Genomic DNA, 25,678 nt, shown 5'->3' on the forward strand with positions numbered 1-25,678 from the left:
CAAGCAATTCGTGTGGGAGCTCATCAGCAGGCTGATGTCGTCGATTAAGGAGGTGATCCAGCCGCAGGTTCCCCTACGGCTACCTTGTTACGACTTCACCCCAGTCATGAATCACACCGTGGTAACCGTCCTCCCGAAGGTTAGACTAGCTACTTCTGGTGCAACCCACTCCCATGGTGTGACGGGCGGTGTGTACAAGGCCCGGGAACGTATTCACCGCGACATTCTGATTCGCGATTACTAGCGATTCCGACTTCACGCAGTCGAGTTGCAGACTGCGATCCGGACTACGATCGGTTTTGTGAGATTAGCTCCACCTCGCGGCTTGGCAACCCTCTGTACCGACCATTGTAGCACGTGTGTAGCCCAGGCCGTAAGGGCCATGATGACTTGACGTCATCCCCACCTTCCTCCGGTTTGTCACCGGCAGTCTCCTTAGAGTGCCCACCATAACGTGCTGGTAACTAAGGACAAGGGTTGCGCTCGTTACGGGACTTAACCCAACATCTCACGACACGAGCTGACGACAGCCATGCAGCACCTGTGTCAGAGTTCCCGAAGGCACCAATCCATCTCTGGAAAGTTCTCTGCATGTCAAGGCCTGGTAAGGTTCTTCGCGTTGCTTCGAATTAAACCACATGCTCCACCGCTTGTGCGGGCCCCCGTCAATTCATTTGAGTTTTAACCTTGCGGCCGTACTCCCCAGGCGGTCAACTTAATGCGTTAGCTGCGCCACTAAAATCTCAAGGATTCCAACGGCTAGTTGACATCGTTTACGGCGTGGACTACCAGGGTATCTAATCCTGTTTGCTCCCCACGCTTTCGCACCTCAGTGTCAGTATCAGTCCAGGTGGTCGCCTTCGCCACTGGTGTTCCTTCCTATATCTACGCATTTCACCGCTACACAGGAAATTCCACCACCCTCTACCGTACTCTAGCTTGCCAGTTTTGGATGCAGTTCCCAGGTTGAGCCCGGGGCTTTCACATCCAACTTAACAAACCACCTACGCGCGCTTTACGCCCAGTAATTCCGATTAACGCTTGCACCCTCTGTATTACCGCGGCTGCTGGCACAGAGTTAGCCGGTGCTTATTCTGTCGGTAACGTCAAAACAGCAAGGTATTAACTTACTGCCCTTCCTCCCAACTTAAAGTGCTTTACAATCCGAAGACCTTCTTCACACACGCGGCATGGCTGGATCAGGCTTTCGCCCATTGTCCAATATTCCCCACTGCTGCCTCCCGTAGGAGTCTGGACCGTGTCTCAGTTCCAGTGTGACTGATCATCCTCTCAGACCAGTTACGGATCGTCGCCTTGGTGAGCCATTACCCCACCAACTAGCTAATCCGACCTAGGCTCATCTGATAGCGCAAGGCCCGAAGGTCCCCTGCTTTCTCCCGTAGGACGTATGCGGTATTAGCGTTCCTTTCGAAACGTTGTCCCCCACTACCAGGCAGATTCCTAGGCATTACTCACCCGTCCGCCGCTGAATCAAGGAGCAAGCTCCCGTCATCCGCTCGACTTGCATGTGTTAGGCCTGCCGCCAGCGTTCAATCTGAGCCATGATCAAACTCTTCAGTTCAATACTGCTTGGGTTTTTAAGAAACCCTAAACTTGGCTCAGCAATCTCAAATGACTATGTGATTTCTCGCATGGCCACTTGTGATGCTGATAATCTTTGTGACTATCAGTCCGTACTCACAAGCACCCACACGAATTGCTTGATTCGATTTGTTAAAGAGCGTTTGGTTAAGAGCTTTTCGTCTCAACCGAGGCGCGCATTCTACGCCTTCCTCATTTGCTGTCAAGCGTTATTTTGAAGTTTTTTTGAAGCTGCTTTCTTTCAAAAGCGTTCAACTTCAACAACTTACCGCCTGCCTCGTTGCGTTCATCGCTGCGAGGAGGCGAATAATACGCGCTTTGAAATCAGAGTCAACACCTTGATCTGAAAAAACTTTCGATCTTCATCTGCGGCTGCCTGGCAACTAAATGCATGCAGCGCCGCTCTGTAGAGAAACAACCCGTGGAGCGTAACGACCATGAGCGATGCGCAGAGCGAAAAAACCCCTGGCCTGTCGGCGGACGAAGAAAAGGAAGTCAGCCATAACCAGCCGCCGCGGGCTGCGGTATTGCACGAGATCATTCGTTCTCAGGGCGACCAGGAACTGGAGCGCACGCTCGCGGCGCTCTGGTGGTCCGCCGTTGCCGCCGGCCTGAGCATGGGCCTGTCGCTGATGGCCATGGGGCTGTTCTATGCCCGGTTGCCCGAAGGTGACAGCGCCCAGGTTATCGCCAGCATTGGCTATAGCGCGGGTTTTCTTGCGGTGATCCTGGCACGCCAGCAACTGTTCACCGAAAACACCCTCACTGCCGTGCTGCCCGTCATGACCACGCCAACCCTGGCCAACCTCGGACGCTTGCTGAGGCTGTGGAGCGTGGTGCTGCTCGGCAACCTGGCGGGCACCTTGCTGGTGGCCTGGGTAATGCTCGAACTGCCGATCTTCGACAGCAAGACCGACGTAGCCTTCCTCGAAGTCGGGCGCAAGGTAATGAAGAACGACATCAGTCAGATGTTCGCCAAAGGCATCGTGTCGGGCTGGATGATCGCCACCATGGTCTGGATGATCCCATCCATGGAGCACGCCAAGATCTGGATCATCCTGATGATCACCTACCTGATGGCGCTAGGTGACTTCACCCATATCGTCGTCGGCTCGGTGGAAGTTTCCTACCTGGTATGGGCCGGCGACGAAACCTGGCGCAGCTTCTGGCTGGCGTTCGCCTTGCCGACCCTGGCTGGCAATATCATCGGTGGCAGCTTCATTTTCGCCCTGATCAGCCATGCCCAGGTACGCAGCGACAGCGGCAAGCCGCCATCGCAACTATTAATGGATGAAGAAAACCAGCAGGACCGGGACTGAACTCAGCGCGCCGCCAATGCCCGTTCAACTGCCCTGCCCCGCTGACGCGCCGGGTGTGGCTGCCACCAGTTCTGCCCCTCGTGCGGTGAGTCGATACTGACCCGCTCGCCCATCTGTGGCGTACTCAGCCGCACCTGGGCTGCAGCTGCCAGGGCGACGATGCGCTCGAACGGCTCCTGCCAGCCATGGATCGACAAGTCGAAGGTGCCATTATGGATCGGCAGCATCCAGCGCCCGCGCAGATCCAGATGTGCCTGCAGGCTCTGTTCCGGTTGCATGTGCACGTTGGGCCAGGCCACGTTGTAGGCACCGGTCTCGATCAACGTCAGGTCGAACGGCCCGAAGCGTTCGCCGATTTCAGCAAAGCCGGCGAAGTAACCGGTATCACCGCTGAAGAACAGGCGCGTCTGGTCATCTATCAATACCCAGGAGGCCCACAAGGTGCGGTTGCTGTCGAACAGGCCACGCCCGGAGAAATGTTGCGCGGGCGTGGCAACGAAACGCACACCCTCGACTTCGGTTTCCTGCCACCAGTCCAGTTGCACGACCTTTGCAGCAGGCACACCCCACTCGATGAGCAGGTCCCCTACCCCGAGTGGTGCCAGGAAGCGTTCGGCACGTGGGGCCAACCGGCGTATCGCCTGCTCATCTAGGTGGTCGAAATGGTCGTGGGACAGAATCACCGCCGTCAGCGGCGGCAACTCATCGAGCCCCAGCGGTGGTGCATGAAAGCGCAACGGCCCGGCCCATTGCACCGGCGAGGCGCGTTCGGCAAAGACCGGGTCGGTAATGAAGTAGCGACCGCGCAGCTTGAGCAATACCGTGGAATGGCCCAGGCGCCAGAGACTGTGGTCCGGCGCATCGAGCACCTGCTGGCGAGTCATGGGCTGCACGCTGATCGCGGCCGCCGGCCGGGTTTCCGGCGGCTTGCGCAGGAACAGGTACTTGAGGCCGATGCGCAGCTTCTTCAGCACGCCATCCTGAGGCAGGCTGGCCTGGTTGTGAAAACGTCCGTCCCGCTGCGGCGCCGATTGGTCGCCAGGATTAGCCATGGGAGCCATGAGCAGCAACACTCCAAGCAAGAGGAAAGGCTTCATGTTACCCCACTGGGATCACATCAACCGTGAATTGGCTTGTAAGGTCATTTTTCGCCGATGAAACACTGTTCAACAATATTCACGTGAGTTATGCGATAAACGGCACCCCAGCAGAAGAACAACGACCATGATGGACAATCGCAGCGGCAAGGGTCTTTCTTTCGTCAAGCGCATCTACTTGCCGCGTGTCATCGGCCTGGGCATCGGCATGTTCAGCGTAGCCGCTGCCGTGGCGCCGCTATCGCCGCCACCCTGGGTCTGGGTGCTGCTGCTGTTCAATGGCCTGGTCTGGCCGCATGTCGCCTATCAGTGGGCGTCGCGTTCGGCGGCCCCTTATCAGGCGGAACAGCGCAACATGCTACTGGACTCGCTGCTGGGCGGCTTCTGGACCGCGGCCATGCACTTCAACCCGCTGCCGACCGTAACCGTGCTGTCGATGATGACCATGAACAACGTGGCGGCGGGCGGTAAGCGCCTGATCGTGCGCGGGATAATGGCTCAACTTGCCGGCATGCTGCTGGCCAGCACGCTGCTGGGCACCGGGCTGCAGCTGAACACCACGGCGCTGCAGATCTACGCCTGCCTGCCAATGCTGACCCTGTACCCGTTGGCACTGGGCTGGGTCTGCTACCGCCTGGCAATCAAGCTGGGCGAGCACAAGCGTCGCCTCAGCGCCCTGAGCCTGACCGACAGCCTGACCGGCCTGCTCAACCACGGTGCCTGGAAAGACCTGCTGCTGCTCAGGTTCCAGGCCTGCCGGCAACAACAGTCAGCCGCCGTGATCGCGCTGATCGACATCGATCACTTCAAGACCATCAACGACACCTTCGGCCATGTGGTCGGCGATTGCGTGCTGCGCCAGATGAGCGAGGAGCTCAAGCGCAACCTGCGCGAATCCGACCAGGCTGGGCGCTATGGCGGCGATGAGTTCTGCGTGATCCTGCCCGCCACCAGCGAGGCTCAGGCCTGCCAGGCCATGGAGCGTCTGCGCGAACAGGTCGCCAGCTACCGCAACCCGCAGCTGCCGCACCTGCGCATCAGCCTGAGCATTGGCCTGGCGGCTTTCCACGCCGAGCTGCAGTCTCCCGAACACTGGCTGGAGCAGGCCGACAAGGCGCTGTACAGCGCCAAGCACCGCGGTCGCGACCAGGTCAATTTCGCCCAGGGCGAGGCCACCCCGCTCAGGCTGGCCTATCCTGACTGAACCTCCTTGCTGATTGCCCGGCAGGGGACTGCAGTCAACAAGGAGTTGTTCGCGCATGGCCAGGACCGCCAGCCCCCTCCCCCGTCTCCAAGTCCGTCATCTGATTGGCGGCTTCTGCGCAGTTTTCGGCCTCGCCTGCCTGGTCACGCTGGGTGCCTTGTTCAATATCGCCGCCACGCTCGACCAACAGGAGCAGCAACGCAGTGCGTTCCATGCCACCCAGGCGCTGGAACAACGGTTGCTGGCCTCCAGGCAGTTTCTTTCCAGCTATGCGGTATGGGACGCCGCCTTCGAACACCTGGCTGGCAAGGTCGACTGGCAGTGGGCCTATGAAGAAAAGAATGTCGGCGAGTCGCTGTACAGCGCCAGCGGCTACGAAGGGGTATTCGTGGTGGAGGACCAACGCACCACCTATGCGCTTTTCAAGGGGGCACCGACCCAGGCGGATGCCGGCAGTTTCATCGATGCCCCCCTGGCCGAAGTCATCGACGCGGCACGTGGGGCCGCCAGCGCCCGCGAGCAGATTACTCGCTTCGTCATGTTCAACAACTGGCCTGCAGTGCTCAGCGCTGCCGCCGTGCGCCCGGACCGGGATGTTTCCGCGCAGGAGGTGAGCCAGGCACCGGTCATGCTGTTCGTCGACCAGCTTACCGAAGCCAAGCTCGAGAGCCTGGGCACGGGGGCCGGCCTTGCGCACATGCACATCGAAAAGAACGGCGAGCACGACCGCCCCCAGCAACAAATCGCCCTGGGCAATACTGGCTACCACCTTACCTGGACCAGCCCACAGCCTGGGCGACAACTGTTATGGGCCGTACTGCCGCCCTTGATCTGCGCACTGCTGATACTGGCCTTGGTCATGCTCTATCTGTTTCGCCATGCACTGCGCAGCTCCCGCGCCATCGACCTCAGCCTTGAGCGCCTGCAGGAGAGCAACCAGGCGTTGGAAGCCAGTGAACAGCGTTTTCGTGCGGTCGCCGAGGCTGCGTCCGACTGGATCTGGGAGACCGACCGCCAGCAACGGCTGACCTATCTGTCACAGCGGTTCGTCAAGGTCACCGGTGACCCGGTCGAGGCCTGGCTGGGCCAGCCGCTCAACCAGTTGCTCAGCTGTGAAACCACGCCCCTTTCTCCGTGGCTCGACGCCCAGGCCGAGGCCGATTCGGAGCAACCGGCCAACTTGCGTTGCGCCTACCTCGACCACAATGGCCTGAGCCGCTACTGCCGGATTTCAGCCCGGGCGATCCGCTTCGATGGCAAGCTCGCCGGATTTCGCGGCACGGCCAGCGATATCACCGACGAAGTCGAGGCCCATGCGCGCATCCAGCACCTGTCGCTGCACGACCCGCTGACCGGCCTGGCCAACCGCAACAAGCTGGCCCGCCACCTGGAACAGGCATTGCTGCGCGGCAGTGACTCGCCGCCGCTGACCCTGCTGCTGCTTGACCTCGACAACTTCAAGCCCATCAACGACTCCCTTGGCCACGCGGCAGGTGATGCAGTCCTGCAAGAGGTCGCCGCGCGCCTGCGTGACACCACCCGCGACGTCGACCTGGTGGCGCGTCTGGGCGGTGACGAGTTCGTCCTGGTGCTCACCGGCATGGATAACCGCAGCGAGATCGACAAGCTGTGTCGGCGGCTCATCGAACTGCTGCAACAGCCCATCGCCTTCGAAAGCCATCAGTTGCACATCGGCGCCAGCGTCGGCATCGCCCAGACCCGCAATCAAGGTTTCGATGCTGGCGAGCTGATCCGCTGCGCGGACATCGCCCTGTACCAGGCCAAGGCCGATGGCAAAGGCACCTGGCGCTACTTCAGCGCCGAGATGAACCAGCAGATCCAGTATCGCCGCCAGCTGGAAAATGACCTGCGTCGCGCCCTGAACAACAACGAATTCGTTCTCCATTACCAGCCACGCTACCGCCTGGGCGACTTGCGCATCGTTTCGGTCGAAGCCCTGCTGCGTTGGCAACACCCGCAAGAAGGCCTGCTTGCCCCGGACACCTTCATCCCGCTGGCCGAGCAGAGCGAGCTGATCGTCACCCTGGGACGCTGGGTGTTGCGCGAAGCGTGCCGCAATGCGCTCGACTGGCCGGAGCACCTGCTGGTGTCGGTAAACCTGTCACCGGCGCAGTTCTTGCGCAGCGACGTGGTCGCCGACATTCGCGAGATCCTTCTGGATACGCGCTTCCCCGCCCAGCGGCTGGAGCTGGAGATAACCGAGAACGTGATGCTCAATGATATCGAAGGCGCCCTGGCCACCATGCTTGCGCTGAAGGAACTGGGCGTGCGGCTGAACATGGACGACTTCGGCACAGGCTACTCGTCGCTGGGTTACCTGCGGACCTATCCGTTCGACAGCATCAAGATCGACAAGCGCTTCATCGCCGGCCTTGCCAACGCCACCGGCAACGACCGGGCGGTCGTGCAGGCCATCATCAACCTGGGTGAGGCCATGGGGCTTACCGTGACCGCCGAGGGCGTGGAAACCGAACAACAGCTGCAAACCCTGGCCAGGGACAATTGTCATGAAGTGCAGGGCTACTACCTGAGCCGGCCACTGGACAGGGCCGGCTTCGAGCAATTGTTGCAACACAAGCCGGGTTGCGCTGCCGATGCCACTTGAACCAGCTCAGCGCAACGAGCGCTCGGCGACGATTTCCGGCAGATCGCGGCGGCGCAGGTAGATGCGCAATGGCTCGCCAATGTTCAGCCGGTCATCCACATGCTGCTCCAGCAACAGCGCCAGACGCTCCCGGCACAGTGCCATGCGCGCGCCCTGTTGCGGCCGCCAGACGAATTCGCTGCAGGGAGTGATGCTGTCATCCGCCACGTCCATGCCGAACGCGTCCTCGGAAAAGCGCACGATATGGACGCCGCGCTTGCCATGAAAGCCGACAAAGCCATTGAGCTGGTCGGCGGCGCTGCAGATGTCCTGGGAAGTGATGGCCATGACGTAACCTCGCAAATGAACGAAAGTGACGCACGCCAGGCAGCGGTCGCCTCTGTCGGGCAACGCGCAGTGGGCAGCCTAGCTCATGTACTCATCGTTGTGCCAAGGTTTTCGCCGTCTGGCATCGGGTCGACCTGCGACGCCAGCAGCCCACCCAGCCAGCCCATGAAGGCCTGGACCCGGCGTGGTACATGCCGTTGCCGGGCATACAGCAAGGACACCGGCATGGCCTGCGCCTGCCAGCCGTGCATCACCTCCACCAGCTCGCCGCTGGCCAGGTGATGCGCCACGCCGACTGCCGGCACCTGGATCAAGCCGAGGCCCGCCAGACATGCCGCCGAATACGCCTCGGCATTGTTGACCGTGACCACACCGGCCATGGGCTGAAAGCACACCTGGCCGGCCTGCATGTATTCAAAGCCCGCGCTGCGCGCCCCCAGGTTGCGCACATAGTGGACCAGGCGATGCCCCACCAGATCGTCCAGGCTCTGCGGCACGCCGCATCGGCCAAGGTAGGCGGGGCTGGCGCAATTACGCATGCTCAACTGGCCGACAGGCCGCGCCACGACATCAAGATCAGTCAGTGCACCGATGCGCATGACGCAGTCGAAACCTTCACGCAACAGGTCAACGTGTCGATCAGTGCAACTGATCTCCACCTCCAGCCTGGGAAACCGCGACAGGAACTGCGGCAAGGCCGGAATGATCACTCGGCGGGCCATCATGGTCGGCATGTCGACCCGCAGACAGCCAGCCAGCTCGGCATCGTCCGCGCGGAACAGGCTCTCGATTTCGTCCATGCCCGACAGCAGGTCCTTGCTGCGCTCATACAGCAGCGTACCGTCCTGGGTCGCCTGGACGCGCCGCGTGGTGCGGTTGAACAGACGCGTGCCGAGCAATTGCTCCAGCGCCCTCACCTGCTCCGATACCGTCGAGCGCGGCAGGCCCAGGCTGTCTGCCGCCAGTGTGAAACTGCTCAACTCACTGACGCGTACGAACGTGCGCAGCAGTTCCAGCTTGTTCATATTCACCCCGACTGTTCGAAACACACGAACAGTATTTCCGATTCCGCTGGATTTAACAGCCGCAGCACGATCAATAACCTGTCCTTCATCCACCACCCACGAGGGATACGACATGACCCGCAAGATCGCTCTGATCACTGGCGCCAGCCGTGGCCTGGGCCGCAATGCCGCCGAACATCTGGCTGCACGCGGTATCGACATCATCGGCACCTACCACAGCAAGGCCGACGAGGCCCAACAGGTGGCTAAGGCCCTCGAAGCGGCTGGCGCCAAGGCTGCCATGCTGCAGCTGGATGTCGGCGACAGCAGCAGCTTCGTCGACTTTGCCGAACGCCTGGGCACGACCTTGCAACAGCACTTCGGCCGTGAGCACTTCGATTTCCTGGTGAACAATGCCGGCATCGGCCTGAATGTGCCGTTCAGCGAAACCACCGAGGCGCAGTTCGACCAGTTGCTGAACATTCAGCTGAAGGGGCCGTTCTTCCTCACCCAGCGGCTGCTGCCGTTGCTGGTCGATGGCGGGCGCATCGTCAACATTTCGTCCGGGCTGGCGCGTTTCGCACTGCCCGGGTATGCCGCCTATGCGGCCATGAAGGGGGCGATGGAGGTCTTGACCCGGTATCAGGCCAAGGAGCTGGGGGCTCGTGGCATCCGCGTCAACATTCTCGCACCGGGGGCAATCGAGACAGACTTTGGTGGCGGCGTGGTACGCGACAACCAGCAGGTCAATGACTTCATTGCAGGCAATACGGCCCTGGGGCGGGTCGGGTTGCCCGATGATATCGGCGCGGCAATTGCGCTGTTGCTCGAAGAGGGCAATGGCTGGATTACCGGGCAGCGGCTGGAGGTGTCTGGCGGGATGTTCCTTTAAAGCAGAAATTCTGGGGCCGCTTTGCGGCCCCCTGGCCATCACTGTTCTATCTGATCCTCACGCACCTGCACACTGGCGGTCATCCCCGCGCTCAGGTGCACGCCTTCGGGAATCTGGTCCAGCCTGATCCGCACCGGTATGCGCTGCGCCAGCCGCACCCAGTTGAAGGTCGGCTCCACCACGGGCAGCAGCTGGCTGTCCGGGTTGCTGTTGCTGTCGGTGATGCCGCGGCTGATGCTTTCCACATGGCCTTGCATCGCATCGCCTGCGCCCATCAGCCAGACCTTCACCTGATCGCCCACCCGAATGCGCGGCAGCTTGGTCTCCTCGAAATAGGCCTGGATGTAGAACGTCGAATCATCCACCAGGGCCATCACCGATTGGCCGGTATTCACATAGTTGCCCTGGGCCAGGCGCAGGTTGGTGATATGCCCGCTGCGCGGTGCCCGCACTTCGCTGCGCGCCAGGTTGATCTTCGCCACCTGCAACTGGGCTTCGGCCTCATGCAGTTCGCCGCGGGCGACGGCGGCGTTGATCTGGGCATTCTCGCGCAGCTCGGCACTGATCGCCTCCGGGCCCAAGGCCGTGCGCCGCGCCGCTTCACGCTCACGCAGATGCAACTGCTGGGCGCGGGTCTCCGTCACCGCGCTGGCCTGGTCGAACGCGGCCTGGAAGCGCTCGCGATCGATGCTCATCAACAGGTCGCCAGCCTTGACCTGCTGGTTGTCTTGCACCTTGAGTTCACGCACCCAGCCAGACACGTCCGGGGCGATCACCACCACATCGGCACGTACCCGGGCATCACGCGTCCATGGCGTGAGCATGTAGTACTGCCAGAGCTTGAAGCCGGCCAGAACGGCAATGGCAACCACGCACAAGGTCACCAGGGTACGGACGACGGCACGCATTGATTCACTCCTTACAAAGGCCCCAGCAGGCGAACTACCAGGAACAGCACACAAACGAACAGCGCCGTGTCGAACAGCGCTTCATGCCAGATCCAGCGCCCCAGCGGCGTGGCCTGCACCACCAGGCGCAGCACGCCGGTCAGCGCCAGCGCCATCAGCACATAAATCAGGAACGGGCTGAGCAGCACACCGCCCAGCTCCCACTCACGCAAGCCCATGGGCATCCTCCTGCGAACGGCACCATTTCCCCCAGCTTTTCTGCAACTGCAGCACCGCGCCCTGGGCGAGGCGCAACGGGTCGCTGGCTGGCGCCCGCTGCAAGGCAGCGATGAACTGCTCGCTGGCCGCATCCAGACGCTGCCCGCGGCCCGCTGCCGGGCCTTTGGCCAGCACTGCCTCGACCTGCTGCAGGTACTCGCGCTCGGCGCCAGCCAATGCCACCTGGGCCGCCTGGGCCACCGCCAGGCACATGCGCAAGTGCACCAGCTCGTCACCGATATCCAGCCCATGCAGGCCGTCATCCCAACGCTTGCGCTCGGTAGCCGGCAATTCACTGGCATGCCGGGCCAGCTGCATCAGGCGGTCGGCCATGCGCCCGCCAAACCAGCTGTCGGCACCACGCAAATCGCGCCGGGTCAGGCGCACCAGGTCGCTCTGGGTCGCGGCGCGCAGGCGCCGGCCAAGCCAGGCCGGGTGACGGAACACCAGCAGGCGGAACGCCAACACGGCGGCGCCCACACCCATCAACATGGCCAGGGCGCTGTTGAGCATGGTAGCCACACCAAACGTCATGGCATTGAGCGGTGAGACCAGCACGATGAAGTGCAGGCAATAAGAGGTCGCCGTGGCGCCGGTACGCGGATGGGCCATGCCTAGCGCCCCGAAGAACAGCGGCACACCCATGCCCAGGCAGAGCATGGCAAAACTGCTCCACTGCGGCAGGATGATCTGCCCGACCAGGAAGGCGGCCGGGATCGCCAGGAAGATCCCGCGCAAGAAGCTCAGCCCGATCTGCGCGCCGTTCTCGCGGCTGGCGAACAGGCTGCAGACCACGCAGGTCAGCACCAGGCCGCCAGGCGCTGACGGCCAGGCAGTGGCCAGCCAGAAGCTGCTCATCACCAGGAAGGCCAGGGCACTTCGTGAACCGAACAACAAGGCCAGCGACCAGTCGCGGTGCACCGCCAGGCCCTGGGCGACATCCTTCGGCGCCCTGCCCGCCTCGACATCGTCCAGGGCCTGGGTGGCGGCCATGGCAAAGTCCAGCAGCAAGGCCATGCGCGCCAGGCAGAAGTGCTCGGCAGAACTGAACCGCTCGTCATGCGCGGCGTCCCAGATGCGCTGGCGCAGCACCAACAGGCTCGGCTGATCGGGGTTGACCAACTGGCCCCGCACCTCCTCAAGCCAAGGACCGAGGCGCCCGGCTTCCTGTTCGTCCAGTTGCAGCCATTGCCGGCGTACCGAGCGTGAAATACGCAGCAGCACCATGAGCTTCTGGCTCAGCCCGCGAATGGCCTTGGCCCGCAGCCGCCCGCGCGGGCCTTCGAACCAGGCGTGCTCGCGCTGGGTATCGATGGCGACAATGCGACCAAGGCTGTCGAGCAACCCTTTGCGCGCTTCGTCCTCGCCGCCAAGCATGGCGCTTGCCGCCTGCAAGCCGTTCTGCCAGGCCTGACGGGCCTGCCCGGCGAGCTGCTGCTCGACCCGCATCGGCCAGATCAGGGCACTGCTGGCGGTGGCGCAGAAAATCCCCAGGCAGATTTCGGTGCAACGCGCCACCGCCTGATCGAACACCTGCAAGGGATGACTGATGGCGGGCAAGGCAATAATGGCTGCGGTATAGCCGGCCAGTACGAACGAATAGGCCCAGGCACTGCGCAACTGCGTGGAAGCCGCCGTGCACAGGGCCAGCCACAGCGCCAGGGTAATCAGGAACAGCCATGGCGTCTGGGCGAACAAGCCGATGAACACCACCGACATGACCGTGCCGACCAAGGTCCCGGCCAGACGCGCCAGGCCCTTTTGCACCACCATTCCCGACAACGGCTGGGCGACGATGAATGCGGTCATCAACGCCCAGGACGGTTGCTCCAGCCCCCAACGCATGGCCAGCCACAGTGCCAGGCCCGCCCCAAGCAGGGTCTTGATGGCGAACTTGATGGCGAGGCTGCTGGGCGCGAACAGGGCCTGGAAAGTGATGGGCACGAATCGGACCTTGCGGGGGGATGGTCATTTAAACGATAGACAATGGGGGGAGGATACTGCCGGAACGATTAATTAGCTAGCTAATCATCTATGACAACGCACAAATTGCGGGCAAAAAAATGGGCGACCGAAGTCGCCCTAAATGCCTTGCGTGCTCATGGATCCGGAAGGTCAGCGCGGCTTGCGCTTTTGCGAGTCCTTCCAGATGAAAATGCCCAGACCGGCAAAGAATGCAAACATCAACCCGACCGTTACCACGCCCGCGATAACCACATTGTCGAAAAACATGCTGGCCTCCCGATTCGTTTGCCGTTGTCCGATGGATGCAAGGTAACGAATACGGGGGTGGGGAAAATTGATCAGGGTCAATGCTGCCCGGGGCCGGGCACGCGAGGCGGGTGCAGGGTTGACCTGCATCAAGTTTCAGCGCTTCTTGGGCTTGCCCTTGGGCTTCTTTTTCTTCGCGGTAGCCAGCGGCATGGCCTGCTCGAACGCCTGGCGCACTTCGTTCAGGCGTTTTTCCTTGAGGTCATGGATGCGCTTGGCGCGTTCGGCATCGAAGTCGATGAGGTTGTCTTGGCTCATGGGTGGGCTCGACGATCTACAGAGACTTGCATCATGAAGCCAGGCACTGGCCGTGACCAGCCCCGTGTCAGACTTCGATATCGACCAGCAGGCCTTGGCGCGGGTTTTCACCCATCAGCGGTGCCACCGGCACGGTGTTGTCGGCGTTGACTTCGTCACCCGGCACGGCGCTGTAAAGCTCCGCTTCGCCCTTGTTCTTGCGCCGTTGCTGCTGGCGGCGCTGCTCGTCGCGTAGCAATAACACCTGCTCCTGCGGGTCGCGCTGTTGCTTCAGGTCGATGGCGCTTTCATTGGACGAAGGCTGCACAGGCACCACCGGCTTGATGTCGGGGGTCTGCTTGGCCGGGTCCTGTTGAGAGGTCACGGGGGCGGCACTGAGCGGGATGATCGGCGGCAACATGGAAGTTCTCCTGTGCCCACTGTATCGGCCATCCGTTAGCCAGCTTGAGCGTAAAAGGTGAGGACGCGCGGCCTTTCAAGGCCGCGCCATGCCAGTATAGACAGCTGTTACTCGGCTTCATCCTCAGGGTCTTCGTCGCTGGCCGGCGGGCTAGCTTCGCTCCAGGGCCGTTTGTAGACCTGCTGCCAGACCGAGTCCATATGCTCTCGCAGCACCTGTGGCGCGTTCTTCAACGAAGCGCTGTCTTCGCGTTCGCCGCCAACCGGCTCTTCACCTGCCGGTGTGATCAGCGACTGGCCGGTGATGGTGTAGGCGTTCTGCCCTTCGCGCATCTCGATGGCGATGTCGTGCGGGTCGATACCGCCACCACAGAAGGCATGGCTGGCCACGGTCACTTCGGCGACACCATCCTTGTTCAGGTCACTGACGTCACTGACATCGGTATAGAAATCAACATCCAGGTCCAGCCCCGGGCAGGTGGTTTCCTGCTCGATCTGCCAGCGCGGCTTGAATGCGTCGCTCTCGGAACTGCGCCCGTACAGGGTGGCCTTGAGCACCACCTTGTCGACCTCCTGCTCGGACTCGGCATCGACCGCCTGGCCATCGCTGCGGCTGAGCACCAGCAGGCCCTCGCCGTCGCGGTCGCGGAAGTGCACGCTCTTGATCGGCGTCTGCACGCCCAGCACTTCGAGCTGCTCGACCGGGATCGCGGGCAGGGTTTCGAAATTTTTCTGTTCACAGGCAGCCAGCAGCAGCAAGCTGCCCAGGGCCATGGAGGTGTGCAACCAGCGGTGCTTGAGCGGCATATCGGTGCGTAGCCCTCGTCAGCAAGACGGTGTTCTGCGATGAAACAGCTAGACTCATGGACTTCTGGTCTATGGTCCGCCCGGCCTATCCGTTAACATAGCCGGCTTTTTCATCGCGGGAGTTCAGGCAGTATGGCGCAGCAGTATCAACCGGGGCAACGCTGGATCAGCGACAGTGAAGCGGAGCTTGGCCTGGGGACCATCCTGGCACAGGATGGCCGCCTGTTGACCGTGCTCTACCCGGCCACTGGCGACACCCGCCAGTATTCCCTGCGCAATGCGCCGCTGACCCGCGTGCGTTTCTCGCCGGGTGACCAGATCACCCACTTCGAAGGCTGGAAGCTGACCGTACGCGAGGTCGAGGACATCGACGGGCTGATGGTCTACCACGGCCTGGATGGCCAGAACCAGGCGCGCACCCTGCCGGAAACCCAGCTGTCGAACTTCATCCAGTTCCGCCTGGCCAGCGACCGCCTGTTCGCCGGGCAGATCGACCCGCTGTCGTGGTTCAGCCTGCGTTACAACACCCTGCACCACACCAGCAAGCAGATGCAGTCGTCGCTATGGGGCCTGGGCGGTTGCCGCGCGCAACCGATCGCCCACCAGTTGCATATCGCCCGCGAAGTCGCCGACCGCAGCGCCCCGCGCGTATTGCTGGCCGACGAAGTAGGCCTGGGCAAGACTATCGAGGCCGGCCTGGTGATTCACCGCCAGCTGCTGTCCGGTCGCGCCAGCCGCGTGCTGATCCTGGTGCCGGAGAACCTCCAGCACCAGTGGCTGGTGGAAATGCGCCGGCGCTTCAACCTGCAGGTCGCCCTGTTCGACGCCGAGCGCTTCATCGAAAGCGACGCCAGCAACCCGTTCGAGGATGCCCAGCTGGCGCTGGTCGCTCTGGAATGGCTGGTCGATGACGAAAAGGCCCAGGACGCACTGTTCGCCGCTGGCTGGGACCTGATGGTGGTCGACGAGGCGCACCACCTGGTGTGGCACGAAGAGCAGGTCAGCGCCGAGTACGGCCTGGTCGAACAACTGGCCCAGGTCATCCCGGGCGTGCTGCTGCTGACCGCTACCCCCGAACAGCTTGGCCAGGACAGCCACTTCGCCCGCCTGCGCCTGCTCGACCCCAACCGTTTCCATGACCTCGCGGCGTTCCGCGCCGAGAGCGAAAACTACCGCCCGGTGGCCGAAGCCGTGCAAGAGCTGCTTGAAGAAGGCCGCCTGTCACCCAAGGCCCATGCCACCATCCAGGGCTTCCTCGGTGCAGAGGGCGAAGCCCTGCTGGCCGCGGTCAACGATGGCGATACCCAGGCCAGTGCCCGCCTGATCCGCGAACTGCTCGACCGCCACGGTACCGGCCGCGTGCTGTTCCGCAACACCCGTGCGGCCGTGCAGGGCTTCCCCGAGCGCCAGCTGCATCCGTACCCGCTGGCCAACCCCGCGCCCTACCAGGACCTGCCAGCCGGCGAACACGCCGAGCTGTACCCGGAAGTGGCTTTCCAGGCCCAGGGTGAGGTCAGCGATGACGAACGCTGGTGGCGCTTCGACCCACGGGTCGACTGGCTGATCGATACGCTGAAGATGCTCAAGCGCACCAAGGTCCTGGTGATCTGCGCCCATGCTGAAACCGCCATGGACCTGGAAGACGCCCTGCGCGTGCGCTCCGGCATCCCGGCCACGGTGTTCCACGAAGGCATGAGCATCCTCGAGCGCGACCGCGCCGCGGCCTACTTCGCCGACGAGGAGTTCGGCGCCCAGGTGCTGATCTGCTCCGAGATCGGCAGTGAAGGCCGCAACTTCCAGTTCGCCCATCACCTGGTGATGTTCGACCTGCCGGCCCACCCGGACCTGCTCGAACAGCGCATCGGCCGTCTCGACCGGATCGGCCAGAAGCACACCATCGAACTGCACATTCCGTATCTGCAGGACAGCCCGCAGGAGCGCCTGTTCCAGTGGTACCACGATGGCCTGAATGCCTTCCTCAACACCTGCCCGACCGGCAACGCCCTTCAGCACCAGTTCGGCCCGCGCCTGCTGCCGATGCTCGAAGGCGGCGATGCCAAGGCCTGGACCGCACTGGTCAGCGAAGCCCGTGGCGAGCGCGAGCGCCTGGAGGCAGAACTGCATAGCGGCCGTGACCGCCTGCTGGAGCTCAACTCCGGTGGCGCCGGTGAGGGCCAGGCGCTGGTCGAGGCGATCCTTGAGCAAGACGACCAGTTCGCCCTGCCGATCTACATGGAAACCCTGTTCGACGCCTTCGGCATCGACAGCGAAGACCACTCGGAAAACGCCCTGATCCTCAAGCCGAGCGAGAAGATGCTCGACGCCAGCTTCCCGCTGGGCGACGACGAAGGCGTGACCATCACCTACGACCGCGCCCAGGCCCTGTCGCGTGAAGACATGCAGTTCCTCACCTGGGAACACCCGATGGTGCAGGGCGGCATGGACCTGGTGCTGTCCGGCTCCATGGGCAACACCGCGGTCGCGCTGATCAAGAACAAGGCGCTCAAGCCGGGTACCGTGCTGCTCGAACTGCTGTTTGTCAGCGAGGTGGTGGCGCCCCGCAGCCTGCAACTGGGCCGCTACCTGCCACCAGCGGCACTACGCTGCCTGCTCGATGCCAATGGCAACGACCTGGCTTCGCGCGTGGCGTTCGAAACCCTCAACGACCAACTCGAAAGCGTGCCACGGGCCAGCGCCAACAAGTTCGTCCAGGCCCAGCGTGACGTGCTGGCCAAGCGCATCAGCGGCGGTGAAGCCAAGGTCATGCCGGTCCACGTCGAGCGCGTGGCCGAAGCCCAGCGCCGCCTGGTCGCCGAGGCCGATGAAGAGCTGGCACGCCTGACCGCGCTGCAGGCCGTCAACCCAAGCGTACGTGACAGCGAGATCGATGCGCTGCGCAAGCAGCGTGAACAAGGCCTGGCGATGCTCGACAAGGCTGCGCTGCGCCTCGAGGCGATTCGTGTGCTGGTCGCCGGCTGATCGACCTGCCACATGACTGGGGGGCGCTTTGGCGCCCCCCAGTTCGTTATGCCGACTGGCTATCGACTTCAGAGCCAAATCATTGAAGCCAAAGTGCCACTAGTCAGGAAGGTTTAACCACCTGTTTCTATACTGCCTCAGAACAGTCTCCACGGCGCTTGAACGGAGACGAGTGAAAACTCGAGCAAAGGGCAAGCAATGGACTGGCTGGGGCTGCAACTGTTCACCGAACTGCCGGTAACCGGGCGCATCGTCATCGACTGCCGCCATGAACCGCTACTGGTGCTGATCGCTTTTGCCGTGGCCAGCGCAGCGTGCTTCGCCACGCTCGACATGGCCGAGCGCCAATCCCACACCGAGCTGCGCGCTGCCCAGCGACAATGGCGTGTCCTCGGCGCCTGTTGCCTGGCCGGCGGCATATGGGCCATGCACTTCATCAGCATGCTGGCCTTTCAGGCCCCGGTAGAGATGCATTACGACGTGTCGCTGACCGGCCTGTCACTGTTGATCGCCTTGCTGGTGGCCTGGCTGGCGATGAACAGCCTGGACCGCAGTGAAATGCGCCCGCAGCACTACCTGCAAAGCGCGCTGCTTATCGGCCTGGGCATTGTCATCATGCATTTCGTCGGCATGGCCGCGCTGCAGACCGGTGCCCAGCAGTATTACCAGACCGGCCTGCTGCTAAGCAGCGCCGTCATCGCCCTGCTCACCAGCCTTGTCGCGTTGTTGCTGGCCCGCTACTTCCGTAACGGCAGCGGTACCCTGCACCAGACCATGAAGTATGGCGCCAGCCTGATCATGGCCAGCGGCATCGTGGCTACCCACTTCACCGCCATGTCAGCCATGACCCTGGTAATCCCCGCCGACACCGCCTTGCGCCTGCCCTCGGGCGACAACAGCCTGCAGCTGGGGCTGTCCATCGCCTTCATCACCTTGCTGATCAGCGGTAGCAGCATCAGCGCCGCCCTGGCCGACAAGAAGCTGCAGAGCAAGGAAGACGACCTGCGCCGTTACGGTGTGCTGCTCAGCCAGCTGGACCAGGCCCGCGAGTCACTGCAACAGGCCGCCCACTACGACGCCCTGACCAACCTGGTCAACCGCCGTGGTTTCAACCAGATCTTCGCCGAACGCCTGGCAGAACAGAATCCCGGCGAACACCGCCTGGCCGTGATGTTCCTCGACATCGACCACTTCAAGCGGATCAACGACAGCCTCGGCCACGACGCCGGCGACGAATTGCTCAAGGTGATCGCCAACCACATCAAGGCTGCCACCCGCAGCCACGACCTGGTGGCCCGCTTCGGCGGTGACGAATTCTGTGTGGTCACCAGCCTCAACAACACCGACGAGGCGCGCCACCTGGCCCAGCGCATCATGCAGCGGATGAAGGAGCCGATCGATCTGGGCGGCCGGCGCATGGTCATGACCACCAGCATCGGCATCAGCATCTACCCCGATGACGGCCTGACCACCGAAGAACTGCTCAAGCATGCCGACCTGGCCCTGTATCAATCCAAAGGCAGCGGGCGCAACAGCCTGCACTTTTTCAACAGCAGCCTGAAAAGCCGTGCCAGCCTGGCCTTGCAACTGGAAGAGGAACTGCGCCTTGCCCTGCTCGAAGAACGAGGCCTGTGTGTGCATTACCAACCCATCTTCGACCTGCGCACCGGCCAGGTGGCCAAGCTCGAAGCACTGGTACGCTGGCAGCACCCGCTGCACGGGCTGATGGGGCCTGACCGGTTCATCGGCATTGCCGAAGCCAACGGCCTGATCGTCGACCTCGACCTGTGGGTGCTGCGCCACGCCTGCCAGGACCTGGCCCGGCTTCAGCAGCATGGCTTTACCAGCCTCAAGGTCACGGTCAATTGCTCGGCGGTGACCCTGGGCCATGAAACCCTGCCCAACGAAGTGGAAGTGGCACTGTTCCAGGCGGGCCTGGCGCCTCGCCAGCTGGAACTGGAAGTCACCGAAAACGCTTTGATGGGTGACATCGAGCATACCGTCAGCCTGCTCAAGCGCATTCGCGGCCAGGGGGTCGGCCTGTCGATCGACGATTTCGGCACCGGCTATTCGTCGCTGGCCTACCTCAAGCGCCTGCCTCTGGACGTGCTGAAGATCGACCGCACGTTCCTGCAGGATGTGCCCGGCAGCCTGAAGGACCGCGAGATCATCGAGGCCATCATCGCCATGGCCCACACCCTGCACCTGGAAGTGGTCAGCGAAGGCGTCGAAACCGTCGAGCAGCATGAGTTCCTGGCCAGCAATGGCTGCGACTACCTGCAGGGCTACCTGCTCAGCCGCCCCGTGCCGCTGAGCGAACTACGCTCGCTGCTCGATCAGCTCGACCGCCAGGAGAGTGTATTCAGCCCTTGTTGCGATACAGCTCTACCAGGGTCGCCGGATCTTTTTGCAGATACCCTTGGCTACCGTGCAGGCGCATCAACTGTGCGGCAAGGCCACTGAGCGGCGTTGCCGAGCCCTGCTCACGGGAAAGCTTGACGGCACCGTCGAGGTCCTTGAGCAGCGTGCGGACATGCCATTTGATCGGTTCGAAACGGCTTTCGGCCATCTGCGGCGCCAGGATCTGCAGCGGCTTCGAATCGGCAAAGCCACCGGCAAGGGCCTCGGCGATCAGGGTGGCGTCGACGCCTGACTGTTCGGCCAACGCCACCACCTCGGCAATCACCAGGGCATTGCAGGCCACGATCATCTGATTGCAGGCCTTGGTCACCTGCCCTGCCCCCACTGCGCCCATGTGCGTCACCCGCTGGCCAAGCACCTGCAGAACCGGGCGCGCACGCTGCAGGTCAGTGGCCTCGCCACCCACCATGATCGCCAAGGTGCCCGCCTCTGCCCCTGGCGTGCCGCCGGAAACTGGAGCATCCAGCCAGGCCATGCCACACAGTGCAGCCAGCTCGGCAGCCATTTCCCGGGTAGCGGTCGGTTCGAGGCTGGAGAAGTCCACCAGCAACTGCCCGCTGCGCCCGCCCTCGGCGATGCCTTGCTCGCCAAACACCACCTCGCGCACCACTGCCGTGTCGGCCAGGCACAGCAGCACCATGTCGCTGTCACGGCACAGCTCGGCCGGGCAGGCCGCCAGGCGGGCGCCTGCTGCGACCAACGCGGCACATTTGTCGGGGCTGCGGTTCCAGACCGTCAGCGGATAACCCGCGGCCAACAGGCGCCGGCACATCGGCAGGCCCATCAGGCCAATCCCGGCAAATCCCAGCGAAGGCAGTGCAGTACTCATGAACGACTCCAGGCAGACAATTAAAGAAGCGTGGCAAACGGGCGATGCAATGCCAGCTCGACAGAAAAATACTTAAAACAAGTAAGGGAAACCCCTATCGCACCCGCAAATGGCGCACTGATAGAGTCGCGGCGTTTCGCGTGATGGCCATATGGCATAACCCTCTGATAATCACTTAACACCAGGCAAATGGCGCACTATGACCTCTACGAACACTTCTGCCAATGCGGTCCCCGAGTCTTCGACTCTCCCCAACTTACCGACCGCCAGTGGTGTTCGTGACACACTACCGACACGCACCCCACCGACACAGCAGTACCTGTATTTCACCGAGCAGGACATCCAGCGCATCCTCGACAACCTCGACGGCCTGCGTGACCTGGTATTCCCCAGCAACCAGCACATCGAAGACGATGACCAACTGCGCCTGGAGCAGCAGTTCCCGTCGGTCTGCCTGATCGGCCTGGGCCGTTGCGGTTCGAACATCGCCCTGGACGTGGCGGAACTGGTCTACAACGCCCGTACCTTCTTCCTCAACGAGTTCAACAACGAAGACCGCCTCAAGGGCGAGTCGGGCTACAGCCCGGCACGCTGGATCCGCCAGAACCTGCGGCTGGTGCAGAACAAGGGCGTCAAACCGGTGTTCCTGGTCGAGCCGCTGGTGATGCTCGGCGACCTGGACAAGGACATCGCCGGGCGTATCCGCTTCTCGCGCAAGGGCGAACGCGGCGGATTCCTGCGTGACTACAGCAAGATGAAGATCATGGACCTGTCCGAGGTGCACGCAGGCGGTGCCGGCAATGCACCGATCCTCGGCCAGTACCTGGCCAAGATCATCCTCAACAAGGACACCCAGCGCTTCTCCAGCGCCGATTGGAAACTGATCCACTCCTACCTGATCGACTCCTGCGGCATCAAGGCCAACCAGTCGCGGCTGTACTTCTACATTTTCAGTGCCGGTGGCGGTACCGGTTCAGGCATGGCCTCGGAGTTCGGCCTGGCCCAGCAGTACTCGTACATGAACAAGACCTTCGACACCAAGCCTGCCGACGAGAACGACGGCAAGAGCGGGCACTCGTTCGTCTTCGAGCCGATCTTCACCAGCGGCATCTGCGTGCTGCCCAATGCGACGGACCATCGCAGCGAAATGTCCGAAGCCCTGCACATCAACGCCGGCCGACTGTTGTGCAAATACCTGTCGGAAGAATGGGACTTCTCGTACAACTTCGATAATGAAGACAGCAGCGAAGCCAGCGTGATGGGCCGTATCCGCCCATGGAACGCGATGATGCTGATCTCCAACGACATCATGCGCTACGCCGAAGAAAGCGATGACGGCACCATCCACAACATCGACGTCAACGCCATGGAGAAGCACGCCAACCAGTACATCTCCCAGCAGATCTTCAACATCCTGACCGCCCAGGCGGTGACCACCGACTACGACCAGAACTACTTCCGCCGCGCGGGCATCGACATTGGTGAAACCATCCGCCTGGACGCCAACGACCTGTTCATGAGCCTGGCCGGCCCGGTAGCGATTGCCTATGCCGAATCGGTGGTGCCCGAAGCACCAGCGCCAGGCACGGACAAGTTCAAGGTGTTCGAACGCGAAACCCCGCGCCTGGACATCGACGACCTGTTCTTCCGCTCCATCGACCTGCCGCACTTCAACAAGCAGACCCAGGCCATCGAGGGCATCAGCCTGCTGCCGATCGAATCGCGCCGCTACCGCGCTGCCCTGGAGCAATACCAGGCCTCGGGTTACGACGCCGCCGCACTGCATGACCTGCACTTCTTCAAGAACTGCTCGTCGGTGGTGTCGATCGTCTCGCTGCCCAAGGACTACAAGCTGTCGTACATGGACTTGAACCGGCTCAAGACCCACCTCAACAGCCTGTTCCCCAATACCACGCTCAAGCGCTACGCACTGGTGATCGGCGCCTCGGCCAACCTGTCGCTGACCACCCTGATCGCCAAGAGCCCATGCTTGTCGGACGACTTCCTGACCCTGATCGTGGCCTTCATCAAGCGTTGCTTTGCCCGCACCCCGTACCGCTTCGATGACACCCTGGACAACGCCATCCTCGAGTTCATCACCAGCGAGCACTTCGAGGAGGAGCGGATAGACGACCTGCTCAGTGAGTTCGAGAACCCGGCGAAGATCCTCGACACCAACTGGTATGCGATCAAGCCGATGTACGAAAAGAAATATCGCGAACTGATCAACGACAAGAGCCGCTTCGTGTCGATCAACGATATTCGTCTGTCGCGCGAATGCGTGAAGAAGGCGGTGAAGTACCTGCGCGAGATCTTCCGCCACCGCATCGGCAAGACCCGGGTGATTTCGCTGAACAGCCATACCGGCCGGGTCGATTACTAAACACGACGGGGCCGCTTTGCGGCCCTTCGCTGGCACGCCCGCTCCCACAGGGATTTCGTGCATGTTGGAATTGCACAGCACCTGTGGGAGCGGGCATGCCCGCGAAGGGCTGCTCTGCAGCCCCCATTACGCATGCCGTAAACTGTTACCGCAGCGCCGAATCAGCCCACCACTGTTACCAACTTCTACCTTACGTGAGCGTCAACGAGCACCGTCATGGGGCGGCTGTGCATTTTTACGCACTAAAAAAGCGCGCCGTTATTCCGCTTGTTTAGCCTGAATCACGATGAACGGTGAAACCACCACGGCCCAGATCTCTGGATCGCGGCTTTGCAGGTCGAGCGCTTGCTCGGCGCTGACCGGCCCGACAGTGCCATCACTACGCCACTTGGCGAAGATCTCGCTGCGATTCTCGGCCATTGCCGCGGCAACCTCGATCAGGTCGAGACTAGGGTCGACCCAAATCAGGTCACCCTTGGCCCAGAAACGCTCCAAAGCCTTCCACTCGATTGTCGCGGTCTCGCCGAGCAATTTGGCATAGAGGGTGCTTGTTTGATCAGTCATGGGTTTGTACCCGCAAATTCGGCCAATGAAAAAAGGCCGGCATTTTTGCAGAAAAACCCGGTTTCAAATATGTAATTTGGTCGATTGGCCCCGAAGTTGTGGGGTGGGGCCCGGGATACAGGCAAAGTGATGGCGCTTTTCTGTATCTTTGTGTCGATCATGCGACAACCCGCGGAACAGGCACTTTTTGCCCGCTTTTCAAGCGCGCGAACAGGGCTCTACACTGTACCGGTACAGTTCCGGGACATGTTCCGGGGGAAGGTGGGCATGCAGTGTGGCGTGGCCATACCGCAAATCCCGCCCGGTCTGTAGCCCTGGCCGCCAGGACTATAAGAATTACAACAGAATGAGTGGAGCACTATGATCAAGATTTCCAAGCTGTTCGCCGCAATGGTACTGGCCGGGGTAGCCAGCCATTCGTTTGCCGCCGATACCATCAAGATCGGGATCGCGGGCCCTAAAACCGGCCCTGTGACCCAGTACGGCGACATGCAGTTCATCGGCGCCAAGCAGGCCATCAAGGATATCAACGCCAAGGGCGGCGTCGATGGCAAGATGCTCGAAGCCAAGGAATACGACGACGCCTGCGACCCTAAACAGGCCGTGGCAGTCGCCAACAAAGTGGTCAACGACGGCGTCAAGTTCGTCATCGGCCACCTGTGCTCCAGCTCCACCCAGCCAGCGTCCGACATCTACGAAGACGAAGGCGTGATCATGATCACCCCGGCCGCCACCTCGCCGGAAATCACCGCCCGTGGCTACAAGCTGATCTTCCGCACCATCGGCCTGGACAGCGCCCAGGGCCCGGCTGCCGGCAACTACATCGCCGACCACGTCAAGCCGAAGGTCGTTGCCGTTCTGCACGACAAGCAGCAGTACGGTGAGGGCATCGCCACCGCAGTCAAGCAGACCCTCGAGAAGAAAGGCACCAAGGTTGCCGTCTTCGAAGGCCTGAATGCCGGTGACAAGGACTTCTCCTCGATCATCCAGAAGCTCAAGCAGAACAACGTCGACTTCGTCTACTACGGCGGCTACCACCCAGAGCTGGGTCTGATCCTGCGCCAAGCCCAGGAAAAGGGCCTGAAAGCCAAGTTCATGGGCCCGGAAGGCGTGGGTAACGACTCCATCTCGCAGATCGCCCAAGGTGCTTCCGAAGGCCTGCTGGTGACCCTGCCGAAGTCGTTCGACACCGACCCTGAGAACAAGGCCATCGTCGACGCCATCAAGGCTGACGGCAAGGACCCGAGCGGTCCGTTCGTGTTCCCGGCCTACTCGGCTGTCGAGCTGATCGCCAAAGGTATCGAAGCGGCCAAGTCCGAAGACACCGACAAGGTGGCAGCCGCCATCCACGCCGGTTCCTTCAAGACCCCGACCGGCACCCTGTCGTACGACGAGAAAGGCGACCTGAAAGACTTCAAGTTCGTGGTCTACGAATGGCACTTCGGCAAGCCGAAGACCGAAGTCTCCCCTCAGTAACTGCGTGACTAATAGCTGACCGTAGAAGCCCACTGTGCGAGCAGTGGGCTTTGT

Annotated in this window: 20 protein-coding genes and 1 rRNA gene; 8 read left to right on the forward strand and 13 right to left on the reverse strand. The window is 62.0% G+C overall.

Features of this window, described 5'->3' with window-relative positions; all coding sequences use genetic code 11:
- Positions 1-45: 45 nt before the first annotated feature.
- Positions 46-1,582, reverse strand: a 16S ribosomal RNA gene (locus tag J7573_RS04495).
- A 457-nt stretch (positions 1,583-2,039) separates the two neighbouring features.
- Between J7573_RS04495 and J7573_RS04500 the strand changes: the two genes are divergently transcribed.
- A complete protein-coding gene (locus J7573_RS04500) occupies positions 2,040-2,921 on the forward strand; it encodes a formate/nitrite transporter family protein (protein ID WP_294326185.1) in 882 nt (293 codons plus the stop codon).
- Between the two features lie 2 nt (positions 2,922-2,923).
- On the opposite strand, the gene J7573_RS04505 is transcribed toward J7573_RS04500, so the two are convergent.
- Entirely contained in the window at positions 2,924-4,018 is a 1,095-nt protein-coding gene (locus J7573_RS04505; RefSeq protein ID WP_294326187.1) for an MBL fold metallo-hydrolase, read from the reverse strand.
- 130 nt (positions 4,019-4,148) lie between these two features.
- Between J7573_RS04505 and J7573_RS04510 the strand changes: the two genes are divergently transcribed.
- Positions 4,149-5,222 carry a diguanylate cyclase gene (locus J7573_RS04510; RefSeq protein ID WP_294326832.1) on the forward strand — a complete coding sequence of 358 codons (1,074 nt, stop codon included), beginning with the start codon at positions 4,149-4,151 and terminating at the stop codon, positions 5,220-5,222.
- A gap of 55 nt (positions 5,223-5,277) precedes the next feature.
- Positions 5,278-7,848, forward strand: coding sequence for an EAL domain-containing protein (locus tag J7573_RS04515; protein WP_294326189.1), 2,571 nt, complete (start codon positions 5,278-5,280; stop codon positions 7,846-7,848).
- Positions 7,849-7,854: 6 nt separating this feature from the next.
- On the opposite strand, the gene J7573_RS04520 is transcribed toward J7573_RS04515, so the two are convergent.
- The gene (locus J7573_RS04520; protein WP_294326191.1) at positions 7,855-8,175 is read right to left on the reverse strand and encodes a DUF2025 family protein; all 321 of its coding nucleotides are present in this window, start codon (positions 8,173-8,175) and stop codon (positions 7,855-7,857) included.
- 83 nt (positions 8,176-8,258) lie between these two features.
- Positions 8,259-9,200: a LysR family transcriptional regulator gene (locus tag J7573_RS04525; protein WP_294326193.1), complete on the reverse strand. Its 942-nt coding sequence runs from the start codon at positions 9,198-9,200 to the stop codon at positions 8,259-8,261.
- A gap of 112 nt (positions 9,201-9,312) precedes the next feature.
- On the opposite strand from J7573_RS04525, the gene J7573_RS04530 reads away from it, so the two are divergent.
- The gene (locus J7573_RS04530; RefSeq protein WP_294326195.1) at positions 9,313-10,071 is read left to right on the forward strand and encodes an SDR family oxidoreductase; all 759 of its coding nucleotides are present in this window, start codon (positions 9,313-9,315) and stop codon (positions 10,069-10,071) included.
- Between the two features lie 38 nt (positions 10,072-10,109).
- Here the strand turns inward: J7573_RS04530 and J7573_RS04535 are convergent, their stop codons facing one another.
- The 7 genes from J7573_RS04535 to J7573_RS04565 all read right to left on the reverse strand — a co-directional run bounded on the left by J7573_RS04535 (position 10,110) and on the right by J7573_RS04565 (position 14,972).
- Positions 10,110-10,979 carry an HlyD family secretion protein gene (locus tag J7573_RS04535; protein WP_294326197.1) on the reverse strand — a complete coding sequence of 290 codons (870 nt, stop codon included), beginning with the start codon at positions 10,977-10,979 and terminating at the stop codon, positions 10,110-10,112.
- An 11-nt stretch (positions 10,980-10,990) separates the two neighbouring features.
- Positions 10,991-11,197, reverse strand: a complete 207-nt coding sequence (locus J7573_RS04540; RefSeq protein ID WP_027918922.1) for a DUF1656 domain-containing protein — start codon at positions 11,195-11,197, stop codon at positions 10,991-10,993.
- On the reverse strand, positions 11,184-13,181 hold the full coding sequence (locus J7573_RS04545; protein WP_294326205.1) for an FUSC family protein: 1,998 nt from the start codon (positions 13,179-13,181) through the stop codon (positions 11,184-11,186). The genes J7573_RS04540 and J7573_RS04545 overlap by 14 nt, the downstream gene beginning before the upstream one ends.
- Before the next feature lie 171 nt (positions 13,182-13,352).
- Positions 13,353-13,469 carry a cytochrome c oxidase subunit CcoM gene (gene ccoM, locus J7573_RS04550; protein WP_275898203.1) on the reverse strand — a complete coding sequence of 39 codons (117 nt, stop codon included), beginning with the start codon at positions 13,467-13,469 and terminating at the stop codon, positions 13,353-13,355.
- A 135-nt stretch (positions 13,470-13,604) separates the two neighbouring features.
- On the reverse strand, positions 13,605-13,766 hold the full coding sequence (locus J7573_RS04555) for a hypothetical protein (RefSeq protein ID WP_165837386.1): 162 nt from the start codon (positions 13,764-13,766) through the stop codon (positions 13,605-13,607).
- A gap of 67 nt (positions 13,767-13,833) precedes the next feature.
- Positions 13,834-14,166 (reverse strand): aspartate-semialdehyde dehydrogenase, encoded by a 333-nt coding sequence (locus tag J7573_RS04560; RefSeq protein WP_294326214.1) that lies wholly within the window; start codon positions 14,164-14,166, stop codon positions 13,834-13,836.
- 107 nt (positions 14,167-14,273) lie between these two features.
- Positions 14,274-14,972, reverse strand: a complete 699-nt coding sequence (locus tag J7573_RS04565) for a M949_RS01915 family surface polysaccharide biosynthesis protein (RefSeq protein ID WP_294326216.1) — start codon at positions 14,970-14,972, stop codon at positions 14,274-14,276.
- 132 nt (positions 14,973-15,104) lie between these two features.
- On the opposite strand from J7573_RS04565, the gene rapA reads away from it, so the two are divergent.
- Together rapA and J7573_RS04575 are read left to right on the forward strand one after the other, a co-directional pair.
- Positions 15,105-17,951, forward strand: coding sequence for an RNA polymerase-associated protein RapA (gene rapA / locus J7573_RS04570; RefSeq protein ID WP_294326218.1), 2,847 nt, complete (start codon positions 15,105-15,107; stop codon positions 17,949-17,951).
- Positions 17,952-18,149: 198 nt separating this feature from the next.
- Complete coding sequence (locus J7573_RS04575; RefSeq protein ID WP_294326220.1) at positions 18,150-20,414, forward strand: EAL domain-containing protein; 2,265 nt, start codon at positions 18,150-18,152, stop codon at positions 20,412-20,414.
- Here the strand turns inward: J7573_RS04575 and J7573_RS04580 are convergent.
- Complete coding sequence (locus J7573_RS04580; protein ID WP_294326222.1) at positions 20,314-21,201, reverse strand: NAD(P)-dependent oxidoreductase; 888 nt, start codon at positions 21,199-21,201, stop codon at positions 20,314-20,316. The two genes, J7573_RS04575 and J7573_RS04580, sit on opposite strands and share 101 nt — an antisense overlap.
- Positions 21,202-21,400: 199 nt before the next feature.
- Here J7573_RS04580 and J7573_RS04585 point away from each other — a divergent pair, with 199 nt between their 5' ends.
- The gene (locus tag J7573_RS04585; RefSeq protein WP_294326223.1) at positions 21,401-23,584 is read left to right on the forward strand and encodes a hypothetical protein; all 2,184 of its coding nucleotides are present in this window, start codon (positions 21,401-21,403) and stop codon (positions 23,582-23,584) included.
- 258 nt (positions 23,585-23,842) lie between these two features.
- Here J7573_RS04585 and J7573_RS04590 read toward each other — a convergent pair whose 3' ends face one another.
- Positions 23,843-24,148 (reverse strand): DUF2288 domain-containing protein, encoded by a 306-nt coding sequence (locus J7573_RS04590; protein WP_254481148.1) that lies wholly within the window; start codon positions 24,146-24,148, stop codon positions 23,843-23,845.
- 360 nt (positions 24,149-24,508) lie between these two features.
- On the opposite strand from J7573_RS04590, the gene J7573_RS04595 reads away from it, so the two are divergent.
- On the forward strand, positions 24,509-25,624 hold the full coding sequence (locus J7573_RS04595) for a branched-chain amino acid ABC transporter substrate-binding protein (RefSeq protein ID WP_294326229.1): 1,116 nt from the start codon (positions 24,509-24,511) through the stop codon (positions 25,622-25,624).
- Positions 25,625-25,678 lie beyond the last annotated feature (54 nt).

Source organism: Pseudomonas sp. (assembly GCF_017744435.1).
Taxonomy (GTDB): Bacteria; Pseudomonadota; Gammaproteobacteria; order Pseudomonadales; family Pseudomonadaceae; genus Aquipseudomonas.